18 protein-coding genes, 1 tRNA gene and 1 pseudogene are annotated in these 17,250 nt (G+C 32.3%); 4 read left to right on the forward strand and 16 right to left on the reverse strand.

Translation table 11 applies throughout. The annotated features are described in order from the left end of the window. Position 1 precedes the first annotated feature (1 nt). The 7 genes and pseudogenes from hscA to AACL09_RS02015 all read right to left on the reverse strand — a co-directional run. Complete coding sequence (gene hscA / locus AACL09_RS01985; RefSeq protein WP_339048515.1) at positions 2-1,822, reverse strand: Fe-S protein assembly chaperone HscA; 1,821 nt, start codon at positions 1,820-1,822, stop codon at positions 2-4. Continuing rightward, positions 1,813-2,274, reverse strand: coding sequence for a Fe-S protein assembly co-chaperone HscB (gene hscB, locus AACL09_RS01990; RefSeq protein ID WP_339048517.1), 462 nt, complete (start codon positions 2,272-2,274; stop codon positions 1,813-1,815). Before hscB ends, hscA begins: the two co-directional genes overlap by 10 nt. Further along, entirely contained in the window at positions 2,267-2,626 is a 360-nt protein-coding gene (locus AACL09_RS01995) for an iron-sulfur cluster assembly accessory protein (RefSeq protein WP_339048519.1), read from the reverse strand. The genes hscB and AACL09_RS01995 overlap by 8 nt, the downstream gene beginning before the upstream one ends. 23 nt (positions 2,627-2,649) lie before the next feature. After that, positions 2,650-3,057 (reverse strand): Fe-S cluster assembly scaffold IscU, encoded by a 408-nt coding sequence (iscU, locus tag AACL09_RS02000; protein WP_339048521.1) that lies wholly within the window; start codon positions 3,055-3,057, stop codon positions 2,650-2,652. 17 nt (positions 3,058-3,074) lie between these two features. Further along, a complete protein-coding gene (locus AACL09_RS02005) occupies positions 3,075-4,322 on the reverse strand; it encodes an IscS subfamily cysteine desulfurase (protein ID WP_339048975.1) in 1,248 nt (415 codons plus the stop codon). A 26-nt stretch (positions 4,323-4,348) separates the two neighbouring features. Next, on the reverse strand, positions 4,349-5,491 hold the full coding sequence (locus AACL09_RS02010) for a cysteine desulfurase family protein (protein WP_339048977.1): 1,143 nt from the start codon (positions 5,489-5,491) through the stop codon (positions 4,349-4,351). A 72-nt stretch (positions 5,492-5,563) separates the two neighbouring features. Beyond that, positions 5,564-5,899 (reverse strand): annotated as a pseudogene (locus AACL09_RS02015) (RrF2 family transcriptional regulator); the annotation flags it as partial. A 112-nt stretch (positions 5,900-6,011) separates the two neighbouring features. On the opposite strand from AACL09_RS02015, the gene AACL09_RS02020 reads away from it, so the two are divergent. Both AACL09_RS02020 and AACL09_RS02025 read left to right on the forward strand, forming a co-directional pair. Continuing rightward, positions 6,012-6,740: an alpha/beta hydrolase gene (locus AACL09_RS02020; protein WP_339048523.1), complete on the forward strand. Its 729-nt coding sequence runs from the start codon at positions 6,012-6,014 to the stop codon at positions 6,738-6,740. A 77-nt stretch (positions 6,741-6,817) separates the two neighbouring features. Then, positions 6,818-7,714: a hypothetical protein gene (locus AACL09_RS02025; RefSeq protein ID WP_339048525.1), complete on the forward strand. Its 897-nt coding sequence runs from the start codon at positions 6,818-6,820 to the stop codon at positions 7,712-7,714. Positions 7,715-7,743: 29 nt separating this feature from the next. Here the strand turns inward: AACL09_RS02025 and truA are convergent, their stop codons facing one another. Beyond that, positions 7,744-8,481 (reverse strand): tRNA pseudouridine(38-40) synthase TruA, encoded by a 738-nt coding sequence (gene truA / locus AACL09_RS02030; RefSeq protein WP_339048527.1) that lies wholly within the window; start codon positions 8,479-8,481, stop codon positions 7,744-7,746. A 189-nt stretch (positions 8,482-8,670) separates the two neighbouring features. Here truA and AACL09_RS02035 point away from each other — a divergent pair, with 189 nt between their 5' ends. Beyond that, positions 8,671-9,597: a patatin-like phospholipase family protein gene (locus tag AACL09_RS02035; protein WP_339048530.1), complete on the forward strand. Its 927-nt coding sequence runs from the start codon at positions 8,671-8,673 to the stop codon at positions 9,595-9,597. 91 nt (positions 9,598-9,688) lie between these two features. Here the strand turns inward: AACL09_RS02035 and AACL09_RS02040 are convergent, their stop codons facing one another. From AACL09_RS02040 to AACL09_RS02075, 8 genes are all read right to left on the reverse strand, one after another. Further along, positions 9,689-9,949, reverse strand: coding sequence for a DUF721 domain-containing protein (locus AACL09_RS02040; protein WP_339048532.1), 261 nt, complete (start codon positions 9,947-9,949; stop codon positions 9,689-9,691). 61 nt (positions 9,950-10,010) lie between these two features. Beyond that, complete coding sequence (gene trmB, locus AACL09_RS02045) at positions 10,011-10,658, reverse strand: tRNA (guanosine(46)-N7)-methyltransferase TrmB (protein WP_339048534.1); 648 nt, start codon at positions 10,656-10,658, stop codon at positions 10,011-10,013. Next, positions 10,651-11,667, reverse strand: coding sequence for a tRNA (adenosine(37)-N6)-threonylcarbamoyltransferase complex transferase subunit TsaD (gene tsaD / locus AACL09_RS02050; protein WP_339048535.1), 1,017 nt, complete (start codon positions 11,665-11,667; stop codon positions 10,651-10,653). Before tsaD ends, trmB begins: the two co-directional genes overlap by 8 nt. Then, positions 11,668-12,645, reverse strand: a complete 978-nt coding sequence (locus AACL09_RS02055; RefSeq protein WP_339048537.1) for a TAXI family TRAP transporter solute-binding subunit — start codon at positions 12,643-12,645, stop codon at positions 11,668-11,670. 18 nt (positions 12,646-12,663) lie between these two features. After that, positions 12,664-13,383: a triosephosphate isomerase gene (locus AACL09_RS02060; RefSeq protein ID WP_339048539.1), complete on the reverse strand. Its 720-nt coding sequence runs from the start codon at positions 13,381-13,383 to the stop codon at positions 12,664-12,666. A 25-nt stretch (positions 13,384-13,408) separates the two neighbouring features. Then, positions 13,409-13,481: transfer RNA gene (locus tag AACL09_RS02065), tRNA-Thr, on the reverse strand. 81 nt (positions 13,482-13,562) lie between these two features. Continuing rightward, a complete protein-coding gene (locus AACL09_RS02070; protein WP_339048542.1) occupies positions 13,563-13,970 on the reverse strand; it encodes a hypothetical protein in 408 nt (135 codons plus the stop codon). Beyond that, on the reverse strand, positions 13,946-15,424 hold the full coding sequence (locus AACL09_RS02075) for a hypothetical protein (protein WP_339048544.1): 1,479 nt from the start codon (positions 15,422-15,424) through the stop codon (positions 13,946-13,948). Before AACL09_RS02075 ends, AACL09_RS02070 begins: the two co-directional genes overlap by 25 nt. A 185-nt stretch (positions 15,425-15,609) precedes the next feature. Between AACL09_RS02075 and AACL09_RS02080 the strand changes: the two genes are divergently transcribed. Beyond that, a complete protein-coding gene (locus AACL09_RS02080; protein ID WP_339048546.1) occupies positions 15,610-17,037 on the forward strand; it encodes a hypothetical protein in 1,428 nt (475 codons plus the stop codon). The last annotated feature ends 213 nt before the right edge of the window (positions 17,038-17,250 follow it).

The following is a 17,250-nucleotide window of genomic DNA, read 5'->3' on the forward strand; positions in this document are numbered from 1 at the left end:
TTTATCTCTCAGTATCTTTTAATTGATAATCAATTATTGCATTATGTAAATTTTTATCTGTTACTTTTTGCAATAACTTAGGAGTTTCAGCTTTTAAATGAGCAATAGCGTTATTAATTTCATTTAAGTTTGATTCTAGTAATGTTTCCTTTGCATAATCTAAAGCTTTTTGCAATTCATGATCTTTTATTTCATAATTTTTCATTGCTGCATCAATTATTTCAATAAAATGCTTATTATTTATTTTAGCTTCAGCTAGAGATCTTTTTTCTATATCATCACTGAAATTTTCCACCGATGCAGTTACCATATCCTCTATTTCTTTTTGGGTTAAACCAAAATTTGAATTGACAGTAACTTCTTGTTTAATACCTGTGGTGGATTCTACTGCTGTGACATGTAATATACCATCGGTATCAACTTTGAATTCAACTTTAACTTTTGCTCTGCCAGCTGGAAGTGGTGGGATTCCCTTTAATTCAAATTTTGCTAAAGATTTATTTTGCTCAACCATCTCACGCTCACCCTGAAGAACGTGTATTGTCATTGCTGCTTGCCCATCAACATAAGTTGTAAATTCCTGTATTTCCGAAGCTGGTAGCGGAGTGTTTCTTTGTATAATTTTTTCAACTATTCCTCCCATAGTTTCTATCCCTAAGGATAAAGGCAAAACGTCAATTAAAAGTCCTTTATTTTGAGAATTAGAGGTAAGATAGTGAGCTTGTCTTGCGGCACCAACAACTACTGCTTTTTCTGGATTAACATCATTTAATAATTTATTAGGGAATACTTTAGCAAGAGTGTTTTGTACCAATGGGACTTTAGTTGAACCACCAACTAGTATTACTCCTTTGATATCTTCAATACTTAAGTTAGCATCTCGTATCGTATCTATGATAATATTCATAGTTTTATCAACCAAACCTGATATTAAAGCTTCAAATTCACTTTTTGTAATTTCACATTTAAATGAATTTTCATCTACATTAAAACTAAAAACTCCTTTTTCATGCATGCTTAAAAATTCTTTTGCAGCACGCGCTTCAGTAATAAGCCTATTTTTTTGAGCAGTATTTAGTTTAATATGGTTATACATACCAAGTATATACTCAACAAGTAAAGCGTCAAAATCATCCCCACCTAAGCATACATCGCCACCCACAGCAAGTACTTGAAATACTTTTTCTTTGTGGAGTTTTAATATTGATATATCAAATGTACCACCACCTAAATCATAGACAGCGTATATTTCTCCTTCATTTTGTTTATCAACGCCATATGCAAGCGCAGCAGCGGTTGGTTCATTAATTAATCTTAATACTTCTATCCCTGCAAGTTGTGCTGCAAATTTTACTGCATTTCTTGCCGCATCATCAAAATATGCAGGTACAGTGATAACTGCTTTGCTTACCTTATAGCCTTTTGTATTCTTAACTCTTCTGCATAATGCTTTTATTATATCAGCAGCTATTTCAACTGGAGAAAGGTATTTACCATCACCAAGATCAATTTTAACAGTACCGCCGTGACTACTAATTTCATAATTAAAGCAAATTTTACCGATAATTTCTTTTACATCATCAGGTCCTTTACCCAATAGACGCTTTATAGAATAAATAGCATTAGCATCTAACTTAGATCCAACCTCAATTGCACCATCATAATAAGAGACTGCTGAGCGCAGCAATTCTTCACCACGCTCATCTTTAAAGATATGCACATTATTATCCTTATCAACTTCAGCAATTAGAGAATTAGTAGTGCCAAAATCTATGCCGAAGGCCATAGGTGCATGAGGATCTGATATTTGAATTAATTCCACTTTACCTCTTCGTATGATTTATTTAAATATTTAAGCCTATGCAATTGTTCTGCTGCTTTATTTAAATCCTTATTGGCAAAGAAATTCTTTAAATTCCTAATACATTCTTTTGTCTTATCTTCAATAGTTTTAGTTAAAATCTGCTTATCATCACCACTAAATATAGATTCCCTAATTTGCATCGATTCTTCAAGAATCTCAGGATCTACTTTGCAATTTTTTGCAACGTTAAGTAAGGAAAGCAAATATTCAGCTCTCTTTAAAGGCGATTTTAATGTTTGATAAGCTTTATTGATGTTGATAGTATCTTTCACAGCTACAGATTTTTCATGATCTAAGATACAATTATCAGGGTGAAAAGTTTTACTGAGTTCAATATACTTTTTTTCTAACAAATCTAAATCTACATCAAACTTAGGTTGTATGTTAAATAGAGCAAAATAATCAGACATAAAAACTTTCTCCGCAACCACACCTACCTTTCTCATTTGGGTTTTTAAAGACAAAGCCTGATGAAAACTTATCTTCTACAAAATCCATCTCTGATCCTAATATAAACATGATGGCCTTTGGATCTATGAGAATCTTGACCTTTTCACCACTATGCATAACCTCAATAGTTGATTCAAAAGGGCGAATTTCATAAGCATATTCAATATTATATTTCAAACCAAAACACCCCTTTTGCTTGATAATTATTCTAATGCCAATCACTTCCTGCCCTTTACCATCTAATAAATATTTTATCCTATCGAGCGCTTTATCAGTTATAGTGATAGGATTTTTTCTGTTTGCAAAACTCATTGGTCACTAACATGAAATAATATTTATGCTGAAGCATTGGTATCTTCTGTCTGCTCTTGTTTGTTCTGATAGTCTTTAATGGCAGCTTGAATAGCATCTTCCGCCAACACTGAACAGTGTATTTTAACTGGAGGCAAAGATAATTCTTGCACAATATCAGTGTTTTTGACTTCAGTGGCTTCTTTGACAGTTTTACCTTTTATCAGTTCTGTAAGCAAAGAGCTTGAAGCAATAGCAGAACCACAACCAAAAGTTTTAAATTTAGCGTCTTCAATCACACCATCTTTACCTACTTTTATTTGTAATTTCATAACATCACCACATGATGGTGCTCCAACTAACCCCGTACCAACATTTGGATCATCTTTATCTAAAGACCCAACATTTCTTGGATTTTCATAATGATCTAAAACACGCTTATTATAACTCATAAACACCTCATAAAAATTTAATGTGCATCCCACTGTACAGATTTCAAATCCACACCTTCTTGCACCATCTCCCATAAAGGGCTCATATCAAGTAGCTTGCCTATTTTCTCTACTACTAAATCTGCAGCATATCTTATCTCTTCCTCTGTTGTGAACCTTCCTATGCCAAATCTAATTGAAGAATGCTCTAGATCGTGGCCATTGTTTAACGCTCTTATAACATAAGAAGGCTCAAGAGATTCAGAAGTGCACGCAGATCCAGAACTGACTGCCAGCTCCTTTATTGCCATAATGATTGACTCACCTTCAACACAAGGAAAGCTTATGTTTAAGTTTCCAGGAATGCGTTTTTCATAATCTCCATTGAGTACTACGTATTGTGATTTTTTAGCTACCTTATCCAATCCATTAGTTACTCTATTATATAGAATATCCCTAAGATTTTTTATCCTTTCCTCTTCTTCCTTCATTTCTTCCTTAGCAATACGAGCTGCTTCACCAAAACCAACAGCAAGTGGTGTTGGTACCGTGCCTGAGCGCATTCCTCTTTCTTGTCCACCACCACTAATTAGTGGAGTAAGCCTTACACGCGGGTCTTTCCTGCGTACATATAAAGCACCAATCCCCATAGGACCGTAAACCTTATGACTAGAAATACTCATCAGATCAATATTCATATCATGTACATCTATTGGTATCTTACCGAAAGCCTGAGCTGCATCAGTGTGAAAGAACACATTATGCTCACGACAAATCTCACCTATTTCTTTTATAGGTTGGATTACACCTATCTCATTATTTGCCATCATCACTGAAACTAAGATAGTTTTATCAGTAATTGCTTTTTCTAATTCAGATAAATTTATTATCCCGTTTGTTTGTACAGGTAAGTATGTAACTGCAAAACCTTCATCTTCTAAATGTCGACAAGAATCTAACACGCATTTGTGTTCCGTACAGACAGTTATTATGTGATTACCTTTATTTTTGTAGAACCTTGCAACCCCTTTAACTGCCATATTATTGGATTCAGTTGCACCAGAGGTAAATATTACCTCTTTATCTTGAGCATTAATAAGATCAGCAATTTGTTTGCGAGCTACCTCTACAGCTTCTTCCGCATTCCAGCCGAAAGCGTGACTGCGAGAATGAGGATTACTAAACTGGTTAAAATAAGGTATCATTGCTTCAAGTACACGAGGATCTAACTTAGTTGTAGCTTGATAATCAAGGTATATGTTTACTAACTTATCATTCTGTTTCATATTAATGGCCTTTGCATTCATAAATTTTAAACTAATCTAGTATTATTTTTATAAATATTATACCAACAATTAACTATTTTTTCTATATCATCGTCTGTTGTATACCATCCTATACTTATTCTAATTGAACACTCTGCTTGCTCTTTTGTTGCACCCATTGCGAGTAAAACATAAGAAGGCTCAATTCTACCTGAAGAACATGCAGCTCCACTACTTACTGCAATGTTATTCATATCAAAAGTCATAAGTTGCACATCACTTTTAACACCAGGCATGCAAATACAGCTAGTATTGGGCAATCTATCACTATCCTTGCCAAAAATAATTGCATTGTCTGCGATTTTTAATATTTCGGATTCAAGTCGATCACGTAATTCTTCAATTTTATTTGCCTTGCCTAAAAGCTCTGTAATCTGCTTAATTGCAGAAGAAAAACTGGCAATTGCAACAACATTTTCAGTACCAGCTCTAAGTCCTTTTTCTTGCCCACCACCGGTAATAATTGGCTTTATTTGTAGCTTTTTATCAAAGACTAAAGCACCAGCACCAGCAAGCCCACCCATCTTATGAGCTGATAAAGTTAGCAAATCTACTCCTAAATCTTCCATATTTACATCAATCTTTCCACATGCTTGCGCAGCATCTGTGTGGCAAATTGCACCAAATTTATGAGAAATTTGTGCTATTTTTTTAATTGGTTGAATTACTCCTGTCTCATTATTTGCCATCATAACTGAAACTAGTACCTTCTTCCCTTCCAGTTTGTATAACGTCTTTTCTAATTCTAAAAGATTGACAATGCCATCATAATCAACAGGTATAATATAAGGGTTATCTGCAGATCTCATAATTGATGGGTGTTCTACTGCAGAAATAACTTGAATGTATTCCTTCATTCCCTTCATAACTAAATTATTTGCTTCAGTTGCAGAAGAAGTAAAGACTATTTCCTTATTATCAGTAGCAGAGATAAAGCTACGGATATCATCTCTTGCATCTTGTAGAATTTTGCGCACTTTTTGCCCAGCTTGATGTACTGAAGAAGGATTTAATGTTTCGTATGATAATATATAAGATGTATTTTCTTTAACAGAGTTACTAATTGGAGCTGTTGAGTTATAGTCAGCATACGTGTGTTCATTAGAATCAAATGATGATCTGCTGCTTATGTCAAAGTTTTCGTTAAGTACATCACTTAAAGATATTTTGCCAAAATAATCTTTCACATAATTACCAAGATCGTTCCATAAAGCATGAGTTTTGCATTGAGCTTGGTCTTTTAGACATCCTATACCATCATTATCACATCTTGTTATTTTTATTTCTTCCCCTATTGCATCTAGTATGTCACTTGTCTTTACTGATTCAGGTGAGCAATTTAGGTAATACCCACCCCCTGGACCTCTTGCAGCAGAAACTAAGCCACTTTTTCGCAATGCTGAAATCACATGTTCTGAATATCTTTCTGGTACAGACTGAAAATCAGATATATTAGATAATTTTATAGGCGCAGAAGTATTACTCGCTAAATGAACCATAACCATAATTGCATACCTTAACTTTGCTGTGATCAACATCTTATTAAAAATCTATTGCATAACTGACTTAGTTAATTTATAATTAATAAATATAATAATCTATATAAAATAATAGACCACTTGTCAAGTGGGTTTTTTCGAGTTTAATTAAATGGTTGAAGTTTTTTTTAATAGCTCAGCTCCAATTGGTGATAGTTCAACTAGAAGAATAGAAGGAATATATCATCAAAGTAAGGATGTTAATGCTCCTTTAGCTCTAGTTCTACCGTCTCATCCTCGATATGGTGGAAATATGAATAATAAGGTAGTTTGTAGTCTTTTTGATACTTTTGCTAATAATGGTCTCTCTGTACTCAAGATTAATTTTAGAGATATAGGAAAGCAGGCAAGCATGTTCAATAGAGGTATAGATGAGCTGAGTGATGCAGCGTCAGCAATGGATTGGTTGCAAGATAATAATGTCAGTACAGTACCTTTTTGGGTTGCTGGTTTTTCATTTGGTGCATGGGTTGCTATGCAACTTATGATGCGTCGTCCAGAAGTAGAGAGATTTATCAGTATTGCACCCTCTGCTAATCAATATGATTTTTCATTTCTTTTTCCTTGCCCTGTTCCTGGATTGATAATACAAGGAGATCGAGATAATATTTCTGAAGAAGTAATGGTATCGCAGTTAGCAGAAAAATTAATCAGTTCAATGAATAGCGAATACATGCAATATCACGTTATAGATGGTGCAGATCACTTTTTTCACGATAATATAGGAGAAATTAATAAGATTATTGATGATTATGTTAAAGCATGGTTAGATAATGTTTCAACAGTAAATAAAAATAATTTTGTAAAAAGAGCAAGGAGAAAAACTCGTCAACCTGCATAATTTAGATGTAAAAAATTGATGAACTAATAATATTTTATTGGTTTAAGTAGTTTTTGAAAATACAGTAATGGGGGAGTATGGGGATAAGAATAATTAAGAATATTGAAACGTTGATGGAGTTATTATCATCGCTTTTTAAGAAAAACCTTAGTGGTGAGTACTATACAAATAAAAGTGTTAAATCTATATTTTATTTTAGTCATTATGTGCAAGAAGAACAAACTCAAAACATTTTAAATAAGTCAGAAGAGCATCCCATATCAACAAAGTTACAACTTCCATATATTCAATCTGAACAGATTCTTGCACAATCTAGATCTAATCAAAATATTGCTGATTTGAGTAGTCAGCCTAATGTCAGTATAGAGTCATCAGTTCAAAAATTAGAATTACCTAAGGAGGGCGAATCGTTAAAAATTAATCTATCTCATGGGAATGTTAAGCCTATAGTATTTTGCGATGCTGAGGAGCCAAAGAAAGCGGATATCGCTACGCAACCTAAAAAACTTAGTGATAATCCTAATTTTTCGAAAATTAAACAAGAACTTGAAAATAAACTAAAGAACTCTTTTGAATCTAACAGTAAAAATACTTCCTTACTTAGTAGTAAAAATAAAGAGCAAGAGAAGGAGCAAGCTTGCAAGGGAGATGTTTTATCATTTATTTCTAGTTCTAAGGATATCTCAATTTTGCCAATAGAGCCAAAAACTAAACAGGAACCTGTAATTTCTAATGATAATAATTCTTCTATGCCACCACCACCTCCGCCTATTGGAGGTCTGGTAAACTTTAAAGGACCAAAGCTTCCTTTATCGTTACCTATGCAAGAGCAAAGTAGAATTAAGCAGGAGAAATTTTGTAATACATCTCAAAATAAAATAGTTAATATGCAGTCTAACCTAAATAATGTACCATTTATGGAACAATTAACATTAACGTTAGAACAAAGAAAAGGTAAAGCACATTCAGTTTAAGATATGTTGATTTCTTGTTGAATTCAATTTTAATAATCTATTCTCATTAAATACAATCCATATGGTGGTGCTGTAGTACCAGCTGCACTTCTTTTACATTGTTTTAAAATGCTTAAGATTTCCTCTGGTAATAAGCGATTCCTTCCGCATTCTACAAGAGTACCAGCGATTATTCTAACCTGATTATGCAAAAAAGAACGTGCTGATATTGCTATGTTAATATTATAATTATCTTGTAATATTTCTATATTATCGATCGTCTTTATTGGATTTTTTGCCTGGCAGTCTTTCGCGCGAAAGCTAGAAAAATCATGTTTTCCTATTAGGTATTCAGCAGCTTTATTCATTTTATTTACATCTAATTTTTGACATACTTGCCATGCGCGATTGTGGTCAATAGTTAATGGAGAGTAGCGATTGACTATTCTGTATAAATAATGCCTTTTTTTCGCAAAGAAGCGTGCATGAAATTCATCATCTGTAGTTTCTGCACTTAATACACAAATAGGTAATGGTCTTAAGTGATAATTAATTGCATTTCTCACTACATACAATTTATGTTCTTTTTTTAAATCAAAGTGCACTACTTGACCTAAAGCATGTACACCAGCGTCAGTTCTACCACCACAATGAACTGTTACTTCTTCATTTGAAAAGTTTTTTATAGCACCTTCAAGTATTTGTTGTATGGAATTTGAAGAATGTTTTTGACGTTGCCAGCCACTAAAATTACTACCATCGTACTCTACTATTATCTTATAACGCACTGTAAAAAATTTACTTAGGATAAAATTGTTAAATTTACCATAAAAGCTTTTAATTTAAAAGGTAGGACACAATCAATAATATCATAGCAAATCTACTTAAGAAAAATAACTTATCTCATCAAAAAATAAGTGAATAATTCAAATATTTAATTTAAAATTAGAACTTAAATAATTACTGAACATAAATATATGACAAAATACGTTTTATCAATTGATGGTGGCGGAATTAGGGGTATCATACCAGCTATTGTTCTTGCAGAAATAGAGCGGAGAACAAAAAAAACTATCTCCCAAATCTTTAATTTAATGGCAGGAACTTCTACAGGGGGTATTATTGCAGCTGCGCTCTGTAAAAAAACTGAAGAAGGTAAGTCTCAATACTATGCTAACGATTGTGTTAATCTTTATCAAGAATATGGATCTTATATCTTTGATTCTTCACCTATTAAAAAGTTAATTAGTTGGGTTGATGATGCAGAATATTCAAATAAAAATATTGAATATATGCTTGATCAGTATTTTGGTGATAGTACCATTGCTAATGTGACAAATAATCTATTACTAACTAGTTACGATATATATAATTGCTGTCCATTCCTTTTTAAAAGTTGGAAAGAAGATAGTAATTTTATAAAGTTACAAGATGCCTTAAGAGCAACTACAGCTGCACCATCTTATTTTATACCTAAATCCCTTAAAATTGATGAGATAGACAGAGTGTTAGTAGATGGGGGGGTATTTGCTAATAATCCAGCTACTTGTGCATATGCTGATAGCAAAAAACTATTTCCTAATGATAATATAGTTATTTTATCTATCGGTACTGGTATGACAAAAGATCCTATAACATATGCAAGCTCAGAGGAATTTGGCAAGGTAACTTGGGTTAAGCATCTGTTAAATATACTGTATAGCAGTGAATCAGATTCGACAGATTATCAATTAAATGAAATTATGAATAATAGATATATTAGAATACAATCTCAGCTAAAAATTGCATCTCATGCATTAGATGATGTTACTCCACAAAACATTCAAAACTTAAAGCAGGAAGCACAGATAATGATTGAAAGCAATCAAAAAGCAATTGATGACTTTTGTCAAATAGTAACTTAACATTAAGACAGAAATTTTTCAAAAAGAAATCTTAAAGTTTTTATAAACAATGGTACATATGTGTAGTGTGGATAAGTTTTAAAAGTAATTTTTAAAACAAATAAGCTGGTCTTTGCTTAATTTTAATATCATAAACCGCTTTATAACCAAAAAAAACAGTAATTTTTTCTATTATAAGCAAACTAAGATGTTGAATTTGCAAGGCCATACTGCTGTTTGTTACAAGTAAATGAAGTATGCCAGAGTTTGAGTTTTGGTAAAATACAACCTTCTCTGGCTCACTAGCTTTAGATATTTCACTGCCAACAATATTCCTCCAGTTTAGCAGAAGGCGAATTTCAATTTTGCTCACTTCCTTTTTTATGCACTTAGAAGCACAACTCTCTACAATTGATCTGAGTTTCTGTGGACCTCTATATTTGACAATCATAGACTAACTTAAAAAATATTACTTGTTCTTTTATTGCTTTTTTATGATATTTTGTTTTAGCGTAGTTTTCAACTTCATTTTCATTGATTTTGGTATAAGTAAACGCACTGCTTTTTTCAATTTCTTTTTGCATCCACTTTGCATATTCAGGGTAGTCAGTAGATATAATTACTTCACCTTTTGATATCATCTTTTTCGCTAAAAGTTTTAAGAATTCAGCATTGATTAACCTTCTTTTATTGTGTGCTCTCTTTTGCCATGGATCGGGAAAGAGTATGAATATTTTCTCCAAGATACAATCGGCAATATTGACTATTATTTTTTTGACATCATCTGGCCATATTAGAATATTTTTTATATTGTTTTGCTCTATTTTTTTTAATAAAGAAGATACTCCCTTAAGATAAGGTTCACAGCCTATTATTATAACATCTTGATTTCCTACTGCTTGGAAAGCGGTATTTTTACCACTACCAAAACCAATATCTAACCAAACCCTCTTTTGAAAAATTGTTTTTTCTATCCATTCTTCACTATTATTAACCACATATTTATCCAATAGCTCTTTATCGCTTTCTTTTAGAGTTGATCTTCTTGCAAATGATTTAATAATTCTTATTTCCTCATGCATTCTGCAAGCTCTCCAGTGGCCATTTTGCTTTTGGTGGAAAGTCAAGTGAGTTTATAAAATTCTTTTGCAAACGTTCAATCCCAGCCCATCCAACCATAACAGCGTTGTCAGTACATAAATTATTGGGAGGAAAAAATATGTTTAAATTATTTTGCAGAGCACACTCTTCTATTCTACTTCTAAGAAAGTTATTGGCTGCAACTCCGCCAGTTACAACGAAATTTTGTATCTTAAGTGATTCTAGCATACTACAAGCATTATTAATTCTATCTATTAATATGTCACTTATACATTCCTGAAAAGAAGCACATATATCACATACGTTTTCCTCATTTATTTCAATTTTATGCACTAAATTTCTCACTGATGTTTTGATTCCAGAGAATGAGAAATCACAACCAGGGCGTTTTTTGAGTGCTCTGGGAAAATTAAACTTTTTTCCATCTCCTTTTAAAGCTTTACTTTCAACTATAGGGCCTCCAGGGTACTGAAGACCTAAAACTCTTGCCACTTTATCAAACGTCTCTCCAAGTGAATCATCAAGAGTTGTTCCAAGTTGAGTATATTTTCCAACATCTTGAGCAACTAAAAATTGACAATGCCCTCCCGATACTATCAGAAGTAAGAAAGGGAAGTCCACTGTATGCAGTAGTCGGACGACAAGTGCATGAGCTTCCAGATGATTAATAGCAATAAAAGGTTTATCTGCAGCATTTGCTATTCCTTTAGCCATCATAAGCCCAACTATTAACCCCCCTATAAGTCCTGGGCCTGCAGTAGCTGCAACTGCATCTAAGTCATGAAATTTTATATCTTTCATTGCTTGTTTTACTAAATGCTCAAGATTATCCATATGAGCTCGTGATGCCATTTCTGGAAAAACACCGCCATATACTTTGTGTTCTTGTTGTGATAGAATTTCATGTGATAAAACTTGCTTATTACTTTTTATCACAGCTACTGCAGTTTCATCACAGCTTGTTTCTATGGCTAAAACGATTTTATCCATCTATTTAAGTAATCCTATTTCTTGATAATATTTTTTTGCTCCATCATGTAGTGGTGCAAAATTTTCCTTTATCATATCTTCCTTTTGTAGATTACTCAATGCTCCACTTATATTTCTTAATTCATCTAAATTATTCATTAAGTTTTTTACTAATTCATATGCTATATTCTCATCGAGATTAGATTTCGTCAGCAAAGATGCGTAAACAGCGATAGTCTTTGTGCTTTGTGGATTCCCTCTGTATATATTACCTGGAATTACTCCAGATTTATAATAAGGATATTTCTCTTGTAATCTCTCTATATTTTCATCATCTATAGGGATAAATATAGTATCACAAGAATACGTTACTTCCTGCATAGTGCCATTTGGATGCCCAATTACATCTGCCATTACATCTATCTTATTATCACATAATGCCTGTGCTTGTTCAGATGTTTTAAGCTCTGACGCTACAGCAAAGTCTTTTTTTGTCCAATTATTTACATCCATAAATGCTGTCATCATGCTCCTAACTCCAGTTCCTGGTGCGCCTATATTTACTCTTCTGCCCTTTATATCGTTAACTGTATTAATGTTAGAGCCTTTTCTAGCTACAAGAGTAAAGTATTCTTTATGCATTGAAAAAAGGAGCCTTAAATCATGCATTGGTTTTAGCTTTGAAACTCCACTGCCATGATAAGCGATATATTCCCAATCTGATTGGGCAATACCGATGTCAAAATCATCATTACGCATTGAGTTTATATTGTATGCACCTCCCGTGGTGGAGGCAACTGAACATATTACTTTTCCTTTATTACTATCTTGTGCAAGAAGTCTGCATATTGTGCTACCAATAGGATAATAAATGCCTGTGATTGAACCAGTGCCTATATTTAAGAATTTTTTTTTACTTTCTTTTGCATGTACATGAGTGGTGCACATTAAAGCTATAAAAGTAAATAGTAGTATAAAATGTTTTATGTATTTTCTCAATTTCGCTTCTGTTTAATATTATAAAAGACTTTCAACTTTTTTTATAATATCAAAGAATTCATTAAAATTCAAGCTAGCACTGCCAATTAAGAATCCTGACAGTTTATTTGTACAGACTAATTCTTCAACATTTATTAAATTGACAGAACCACCATATATAATTTGCGACTTAACGTTAGGTTGAATTATCTCTATGGTTTCAGTAATTAAAGAAATATCAGATATGGACTTTTGCCCTATTGCCCAAACTGGCTCATAAGCTACTGTATATTTACCTCTGTATTCTTCTTCGTGTGGTAAGCAATCTCTGCATTGCTTCAATAAGATTTCTTCAGTTTTTTCTTTTTCTCTCTCAAGTAGTGTTTCTCCTATGCAAATAATCGGATGAAGCCCAGCTGCTAAAGCAGCATAGGCTTTGGATCTTATTTTGTCGTCTGTTTCTCCACATAGTAACTTTCTTTCAGAATGCCCCAGTATTACATAACTACAACCTAGGTCAGATAACATTTTGGCACTTATCTCTCCAGTATAAGCACCTTTTTCTTCATAGTGACAGTTTTGTGCACCTATTTTGATATGAGGCGTTAGCTCAGTATTGTCTGGCAGCGCAGTAAATGGTGGGCATATAACTAGCTCAATTTTTGTGCTTTGGAAACGCTCGTTTAAATTCCGTATAAAATTTGTAAACGATGAACGTGAACCGTTCATTTTCCAATTGGCAATTATTAAAAAAGACATCTTTATATTTGAAAAAAATAAAAAGTGCCGGCTGTCGGACTTGAACTGACAACCTACTGATTACAAGTCAGTTGCTCTACCAATTGAGCTAAGCCGGCGTAAATTCTAGGTTTATATAAAAAAAGAAGTAAAGTCAATAGTCCTTTTTCTAAACTGTAGAGTACCCTCTAATGATATTTCTATTTGTGCTCATGACTTTGTTGTGAAGATAGGTTTTGCTGCTCCACAACAACTCCTTGTAGATTGGAATTCTGTAGCCTCAAATTCTCATTTGTTGCTTTTTTCGTACTAAAATCATTAGCCACGCTTATTGCATCTCCACACTTCATATCAGACCTTACAGTAGTTAACACATCAATTGCTGTTGCTATGCTCAATATTTTTACGTCACCAGTAGATTCATACATTATCAAGGGAGCAGTAGCTAGCACTATTCTTGCTACGTCATTATAGAAAAAGTCGTTAAAATATGTGTCATCAGTCAGCTTATTGCCTGTACAATACTCTACAATTTTATTAGCATATTTACTAGATAGTATTAAAGAACCAAAACGCATAAACTTCACTGCTGTATGAGCATAAAACATTGATATTCAAGAAGTAATGCAATGGCTGTACTATAGTAGGTTATTCTTAGCCATCTCTTATAACTTGACATTTGCCTTTTCTCTTTAGCAGAAATAATTTTGTTAAAATCTACATTTTGCTTTCCAGTTAGTTTTTTATATGCTTCCTCGAGTTTGCTTTTTGCATCCCCTCCCATTTGTTCATGTAACAAATAAAAGAAACGATTAATATGTTTATTATTAGGTTTCTTATCACCCTCTACTAGAGCTGCTGCTATATTTTCATAAAAAAAGTTTCTCAGCTCACATTTTACAAAATGTGCAACCTTGCCTTGTTCTTCTATGATGCTAGCAGGAATAAGAAGACGCAGAGCAGTTAAACCCAATACTAAATCCTTAGTATCATTTTGAATTAGGTCAATAGGTTGCAGCATCATATTACTTAACCATCTGATTCCACTTGTTACTTTTGATAGCATATCATGTGAAAATGCAGGAATATTTTGATCTATAAATTGTATATCATTACTTTGGAAATTTTCTAATGTATAATTATTAATTTCTCTTGCTTTTGTATTTGAAAATAATATTTGTGGAAAAGAGGAAAAAATTTGCAGTAAAGCAAGAGCAGTGCTAGGTGCAGCAATGTATTCATACCACCATTTATCTTTTTCATCCTCACATTCATATCTGATTCCAGTCATCGCAGCTACATAAGCAACATATACTGCTGCTATTTTTCCTGAGTGCCTGTTCACAGCATTTGATGCTTTTAATAAAGCACTGACATATTTATGCTTAGAACTAAATTGCTCCTCTGCTTTCTGTATTATTTTATTGAATTCCTTCTGACAAGATTTAAGTGTATCAATTTCTTTTGAAAAGCTTAAACAAAGACTTTTTTCACTTTCATATTCTGATCTTTCTAGTAAAAGTCCATTTTCCTGTGCAGTATTTTCTTTCTTTGACTTATAGATTATTGCTTTTGCTAAATAACGACATAGAAAATATTTTTCAGTAAGTGGGTATGATATGTTTTCTAACACCTTTGCACTTTCTATTATTTCTTTTTTCTTTTCTTGGTTTTTTCTTAGCAATTCGCTAGCAACTTCTACAAACTTATCGAATTCTGTCGACTCCTCTAATTTTAACTCAATATTAAAGAATAAACTCGCTACATCTTTTTCAATTTTTTCTTCTAATTTCTCTTCTAGAAACCCATCTAGATCATTATCGGCATCAGTGATATCTATACCTTGATATTTTTGTGATACAATTATCTTTCTTACTTCTTGCGTTAATAAAAGATTCTTTTTTTCTACAGTTAATGTATTTAGCTTTTTATCTACAAACCACCTTTTGAGTGCATTGCCAAAGTTAAGAGTAAATATATCCTTAATGCTTTTAAAAGCCGTACCAACAATAGTTTGTGCATTGTTATATAAGCTAAACTTTTCCTCTAAATTTTTTACCATATGTACAATATTTATTTCTTAAATTGGTTTAACATATTAGTATTATACACTAATTGTCAAAGTATTTTTATCTAAATATTATAAAGAAAACTTTATGTTTTAAATAACATATGTAAAAAAAAGCATAGACTACTTAATAGTGCATTAAACATTTTGTATTATCGTTTAGGGTATTGGGGGAAAAGATGAGCGAATTACTAATTAATTCATTAAAGCAAGCAATAGATGAGAATAATTATGATATTCTGAATGATAAGATAGGAAAGCAAATAGGAAATTGCGATAATATTTCCCCACTTTCTCTATGTCTGTATAGTGCCTGGCTTATTGAAGATGATTCTTTAATTAAAAAAAATCTAGATGCTTTGTTAGCATTGTCTTTAAACGAAGAAATCATAAAAACAATATTAAAAGATCAGACTTTATTAAGTCAGTTAAAAGACTTAAAGGTAAAATTAGAATATAAAAAGATTGATTTTTTTACTATAGCTGCAGGTGCAGTGAAAGAAAAAAGATTACTAGATAAAATTTTAGCACCACAAGATATAGAGCAAATTTATGTGAAATGCTTGCGAGGTGATTATAGCCACCCAATGTATGGATTACTAGAAACTGCTGCTACACGTAATAATGTGGAGTTCATAGAAATATTTTTGCGTAGAGCAGAGCAGGATATACAAAATAAGATTGAACAAACTAAACAACTGACAGGATCACAAGAATCTTTGAATAGTTTAGACAGTGATGAATCACCTGACTCAGGTTTTGGTAGTAGTGAGTCGGATAATGATGATCTAATTACAAGTTTGGATAAACCTAACTTATCATCTAATATTTTCACTAAGCAAGAAGTGTTAGAAGGATTAACAACTAATCTAGTAAATGTTTTGTCTACTGCGATATCAATGGAAGCATATGAGACTGTTAATTATCTATATGATAGGTTTAATAAAACTAATTCTGTGGAGATGAAAAAAGTGTTCATTACTGCATTAGAATGCGGTGATGTAAGAAAAGAGTATAAGAGACAACAAACAGGACGTCTTAATTCAGTAAAAATAATTAAGCTAATGAAAGAATGGTATATAGTAAAAGATATTTACTTAAAATTCCAAGCAACGAAAGATAATATAAACAAATTAGCACAAGCAGATTCTTGCAAGGATCCTGAAGATTTTATAACAAAAATGGAAGCTATTTATTTGCTACTTAATGAACTGGAAAATAGTGTAACAAGTGCGCTTCAAACTGCAGTAGATAAAAAAGATTATAGTTTGATTAAGAACTTGTTTGGTAACTTTAATACTCAGTCTATAAATATAAAAGATGTATTTGATAAAGTATTGGAAAATGAAGATATACAAAAAGCCATAAAGAATTCGAAGAAGATTAAAAAAATATTGTGTAATGATGAACAATCAATACTAAAGATGATGGAAAAGCTGATTTTAAAAATCAAAAATTTAATTGAGCAGATAATAAACTATTTAAGTATGGGAAAAGATATCAAAAAACAGTCATCTACTGCAGATTTGCCAACTTCGCCAAGTAACAATATTAATTTAAGTTCGGTACATGATGTGAGATGTGTTGATGCAGCTTTGTCAAGGTAATAAAATATTATATCAGAAATTAATAAATAAAGTCACCTTTTGAAGGAGTAGATACCAAGTTAAAGTTTGCTATAGCTAGTTTTTAGCATGTTTTGGCAGTTAAATTATAAATCTGTGCAATGATAAAGTAATGAATTTCTACTATAGTAGAGCATAATAATATAAATTGCATGCTAATGCAAAATTTCACTGATTTTAAGTATGTACACTTGA

The sequence above is a fragment of the Candidatus Mesenet endosymbiont of Phosphuga atrata genome (assembly GCF_964020175.1).
Classification (GTDB): Bacteria; Pseudomonadota; Alphaproteobacteria; order Rickettsiales; family Anaplasmataceae; genus Mesenet.

What these genes read in the sequence shown, in the direction of transcription:
- AACL09_RS02060 (WP_339048539.1), bottom strand. Translation starts at nt 13,383, where the DNA reads ATGTCTTTTTTAATAATTGCCAATTGGAAAATGAACGGTTCACGTTCA.
- AACL09_RS02005 (WP_339048975.1), bottom strand. Translation starts at nt 4,322, where the DNA reads ATGAAACAGAATGATAAGTTAGTAAACATATACCTTGATTATCAAGCT.
- AACL09_RS02035 (WP_339048530.1), top strand. Translation starts at nt 8,671, where the DNA reads ATGACAAAATACGTTTTATCAATTGATGGTGGCGGAATTAGGGGTATC.
- AACL09_RS02075 (WP_339048544.1), bottom strand. Translation starts at nt 15,424, where the DNA reads ATGGTAAAAAATTTAGAGGAAAAGTTTAGCTTATATAACAATGCACAA.
- AACL09_RS02070 (WP_339048542.1), bottom strand. Translation starts at nt 13,970, where the DNA reads ATGTTTTATGCTCATACAGCAGTGAAGTTTATGCGTTTTGGTTCTTTA.
- AACL09_RS01995 (WP_339048519.1), bottom strand. Translation starts at nt 2,626, where the DNA reads ATGAGTTTTGCAAACAGAAAAAATCCTATCACTATAACTGATAAAGCG.
- AACL09_RS02020 (WP_339048523.1), top strand. Translation starts at nt 6,012, where the DNA reads ATGGTTGAAGTTTTTTTTAATAGCTCAGCTCCAATTGGTGATAGTTCA.
- AACL09_RS02025 (WP_339048525.1), top strand. Translation starts at nt 6,818, where the DNA reads ATGGGGATAAGAATAATTAAGAATATTGAAACGTTGATGGAGTTATTA.
- hscB (WP_339048517.1), bottom strand. Translation starts at nt 2,274, where the DNA reads ATGTCTGATTATTTTGCTCTATTTAACATACAACCTAAGTTTGATGTA.
- tsaD (WP_339048535.1), bottom strand. Translation starts at nt 11,667, where the DNA reads ATGGATAAAATCGTTTTAGCCATAGAAACAAGCTGTGATGAAACTGCA.
- iscU (WP_339048521.1), bottom strand. Translation starts at nt 3,057, where the DNA reads ATGAGTTATAATAAGCGTGTTTTAGATCATTATGAAAATCCAAGAAAT.
- AACL09_RS02080 (WP_339048546.1), top strand. Translation starts at nt 15,610, where the DNA reads ATGAGCGAATTACTAATTAATTCATTAAAGCAAGCAATAGATGAGAAT.
- trmB (WP_339048534.1), bottom strand. Translation starts at nt 10,658, where the DNA reads ATGCATGAGGAAATAAGAATTATTAAATCATTTGCAAGAAGATCAACT.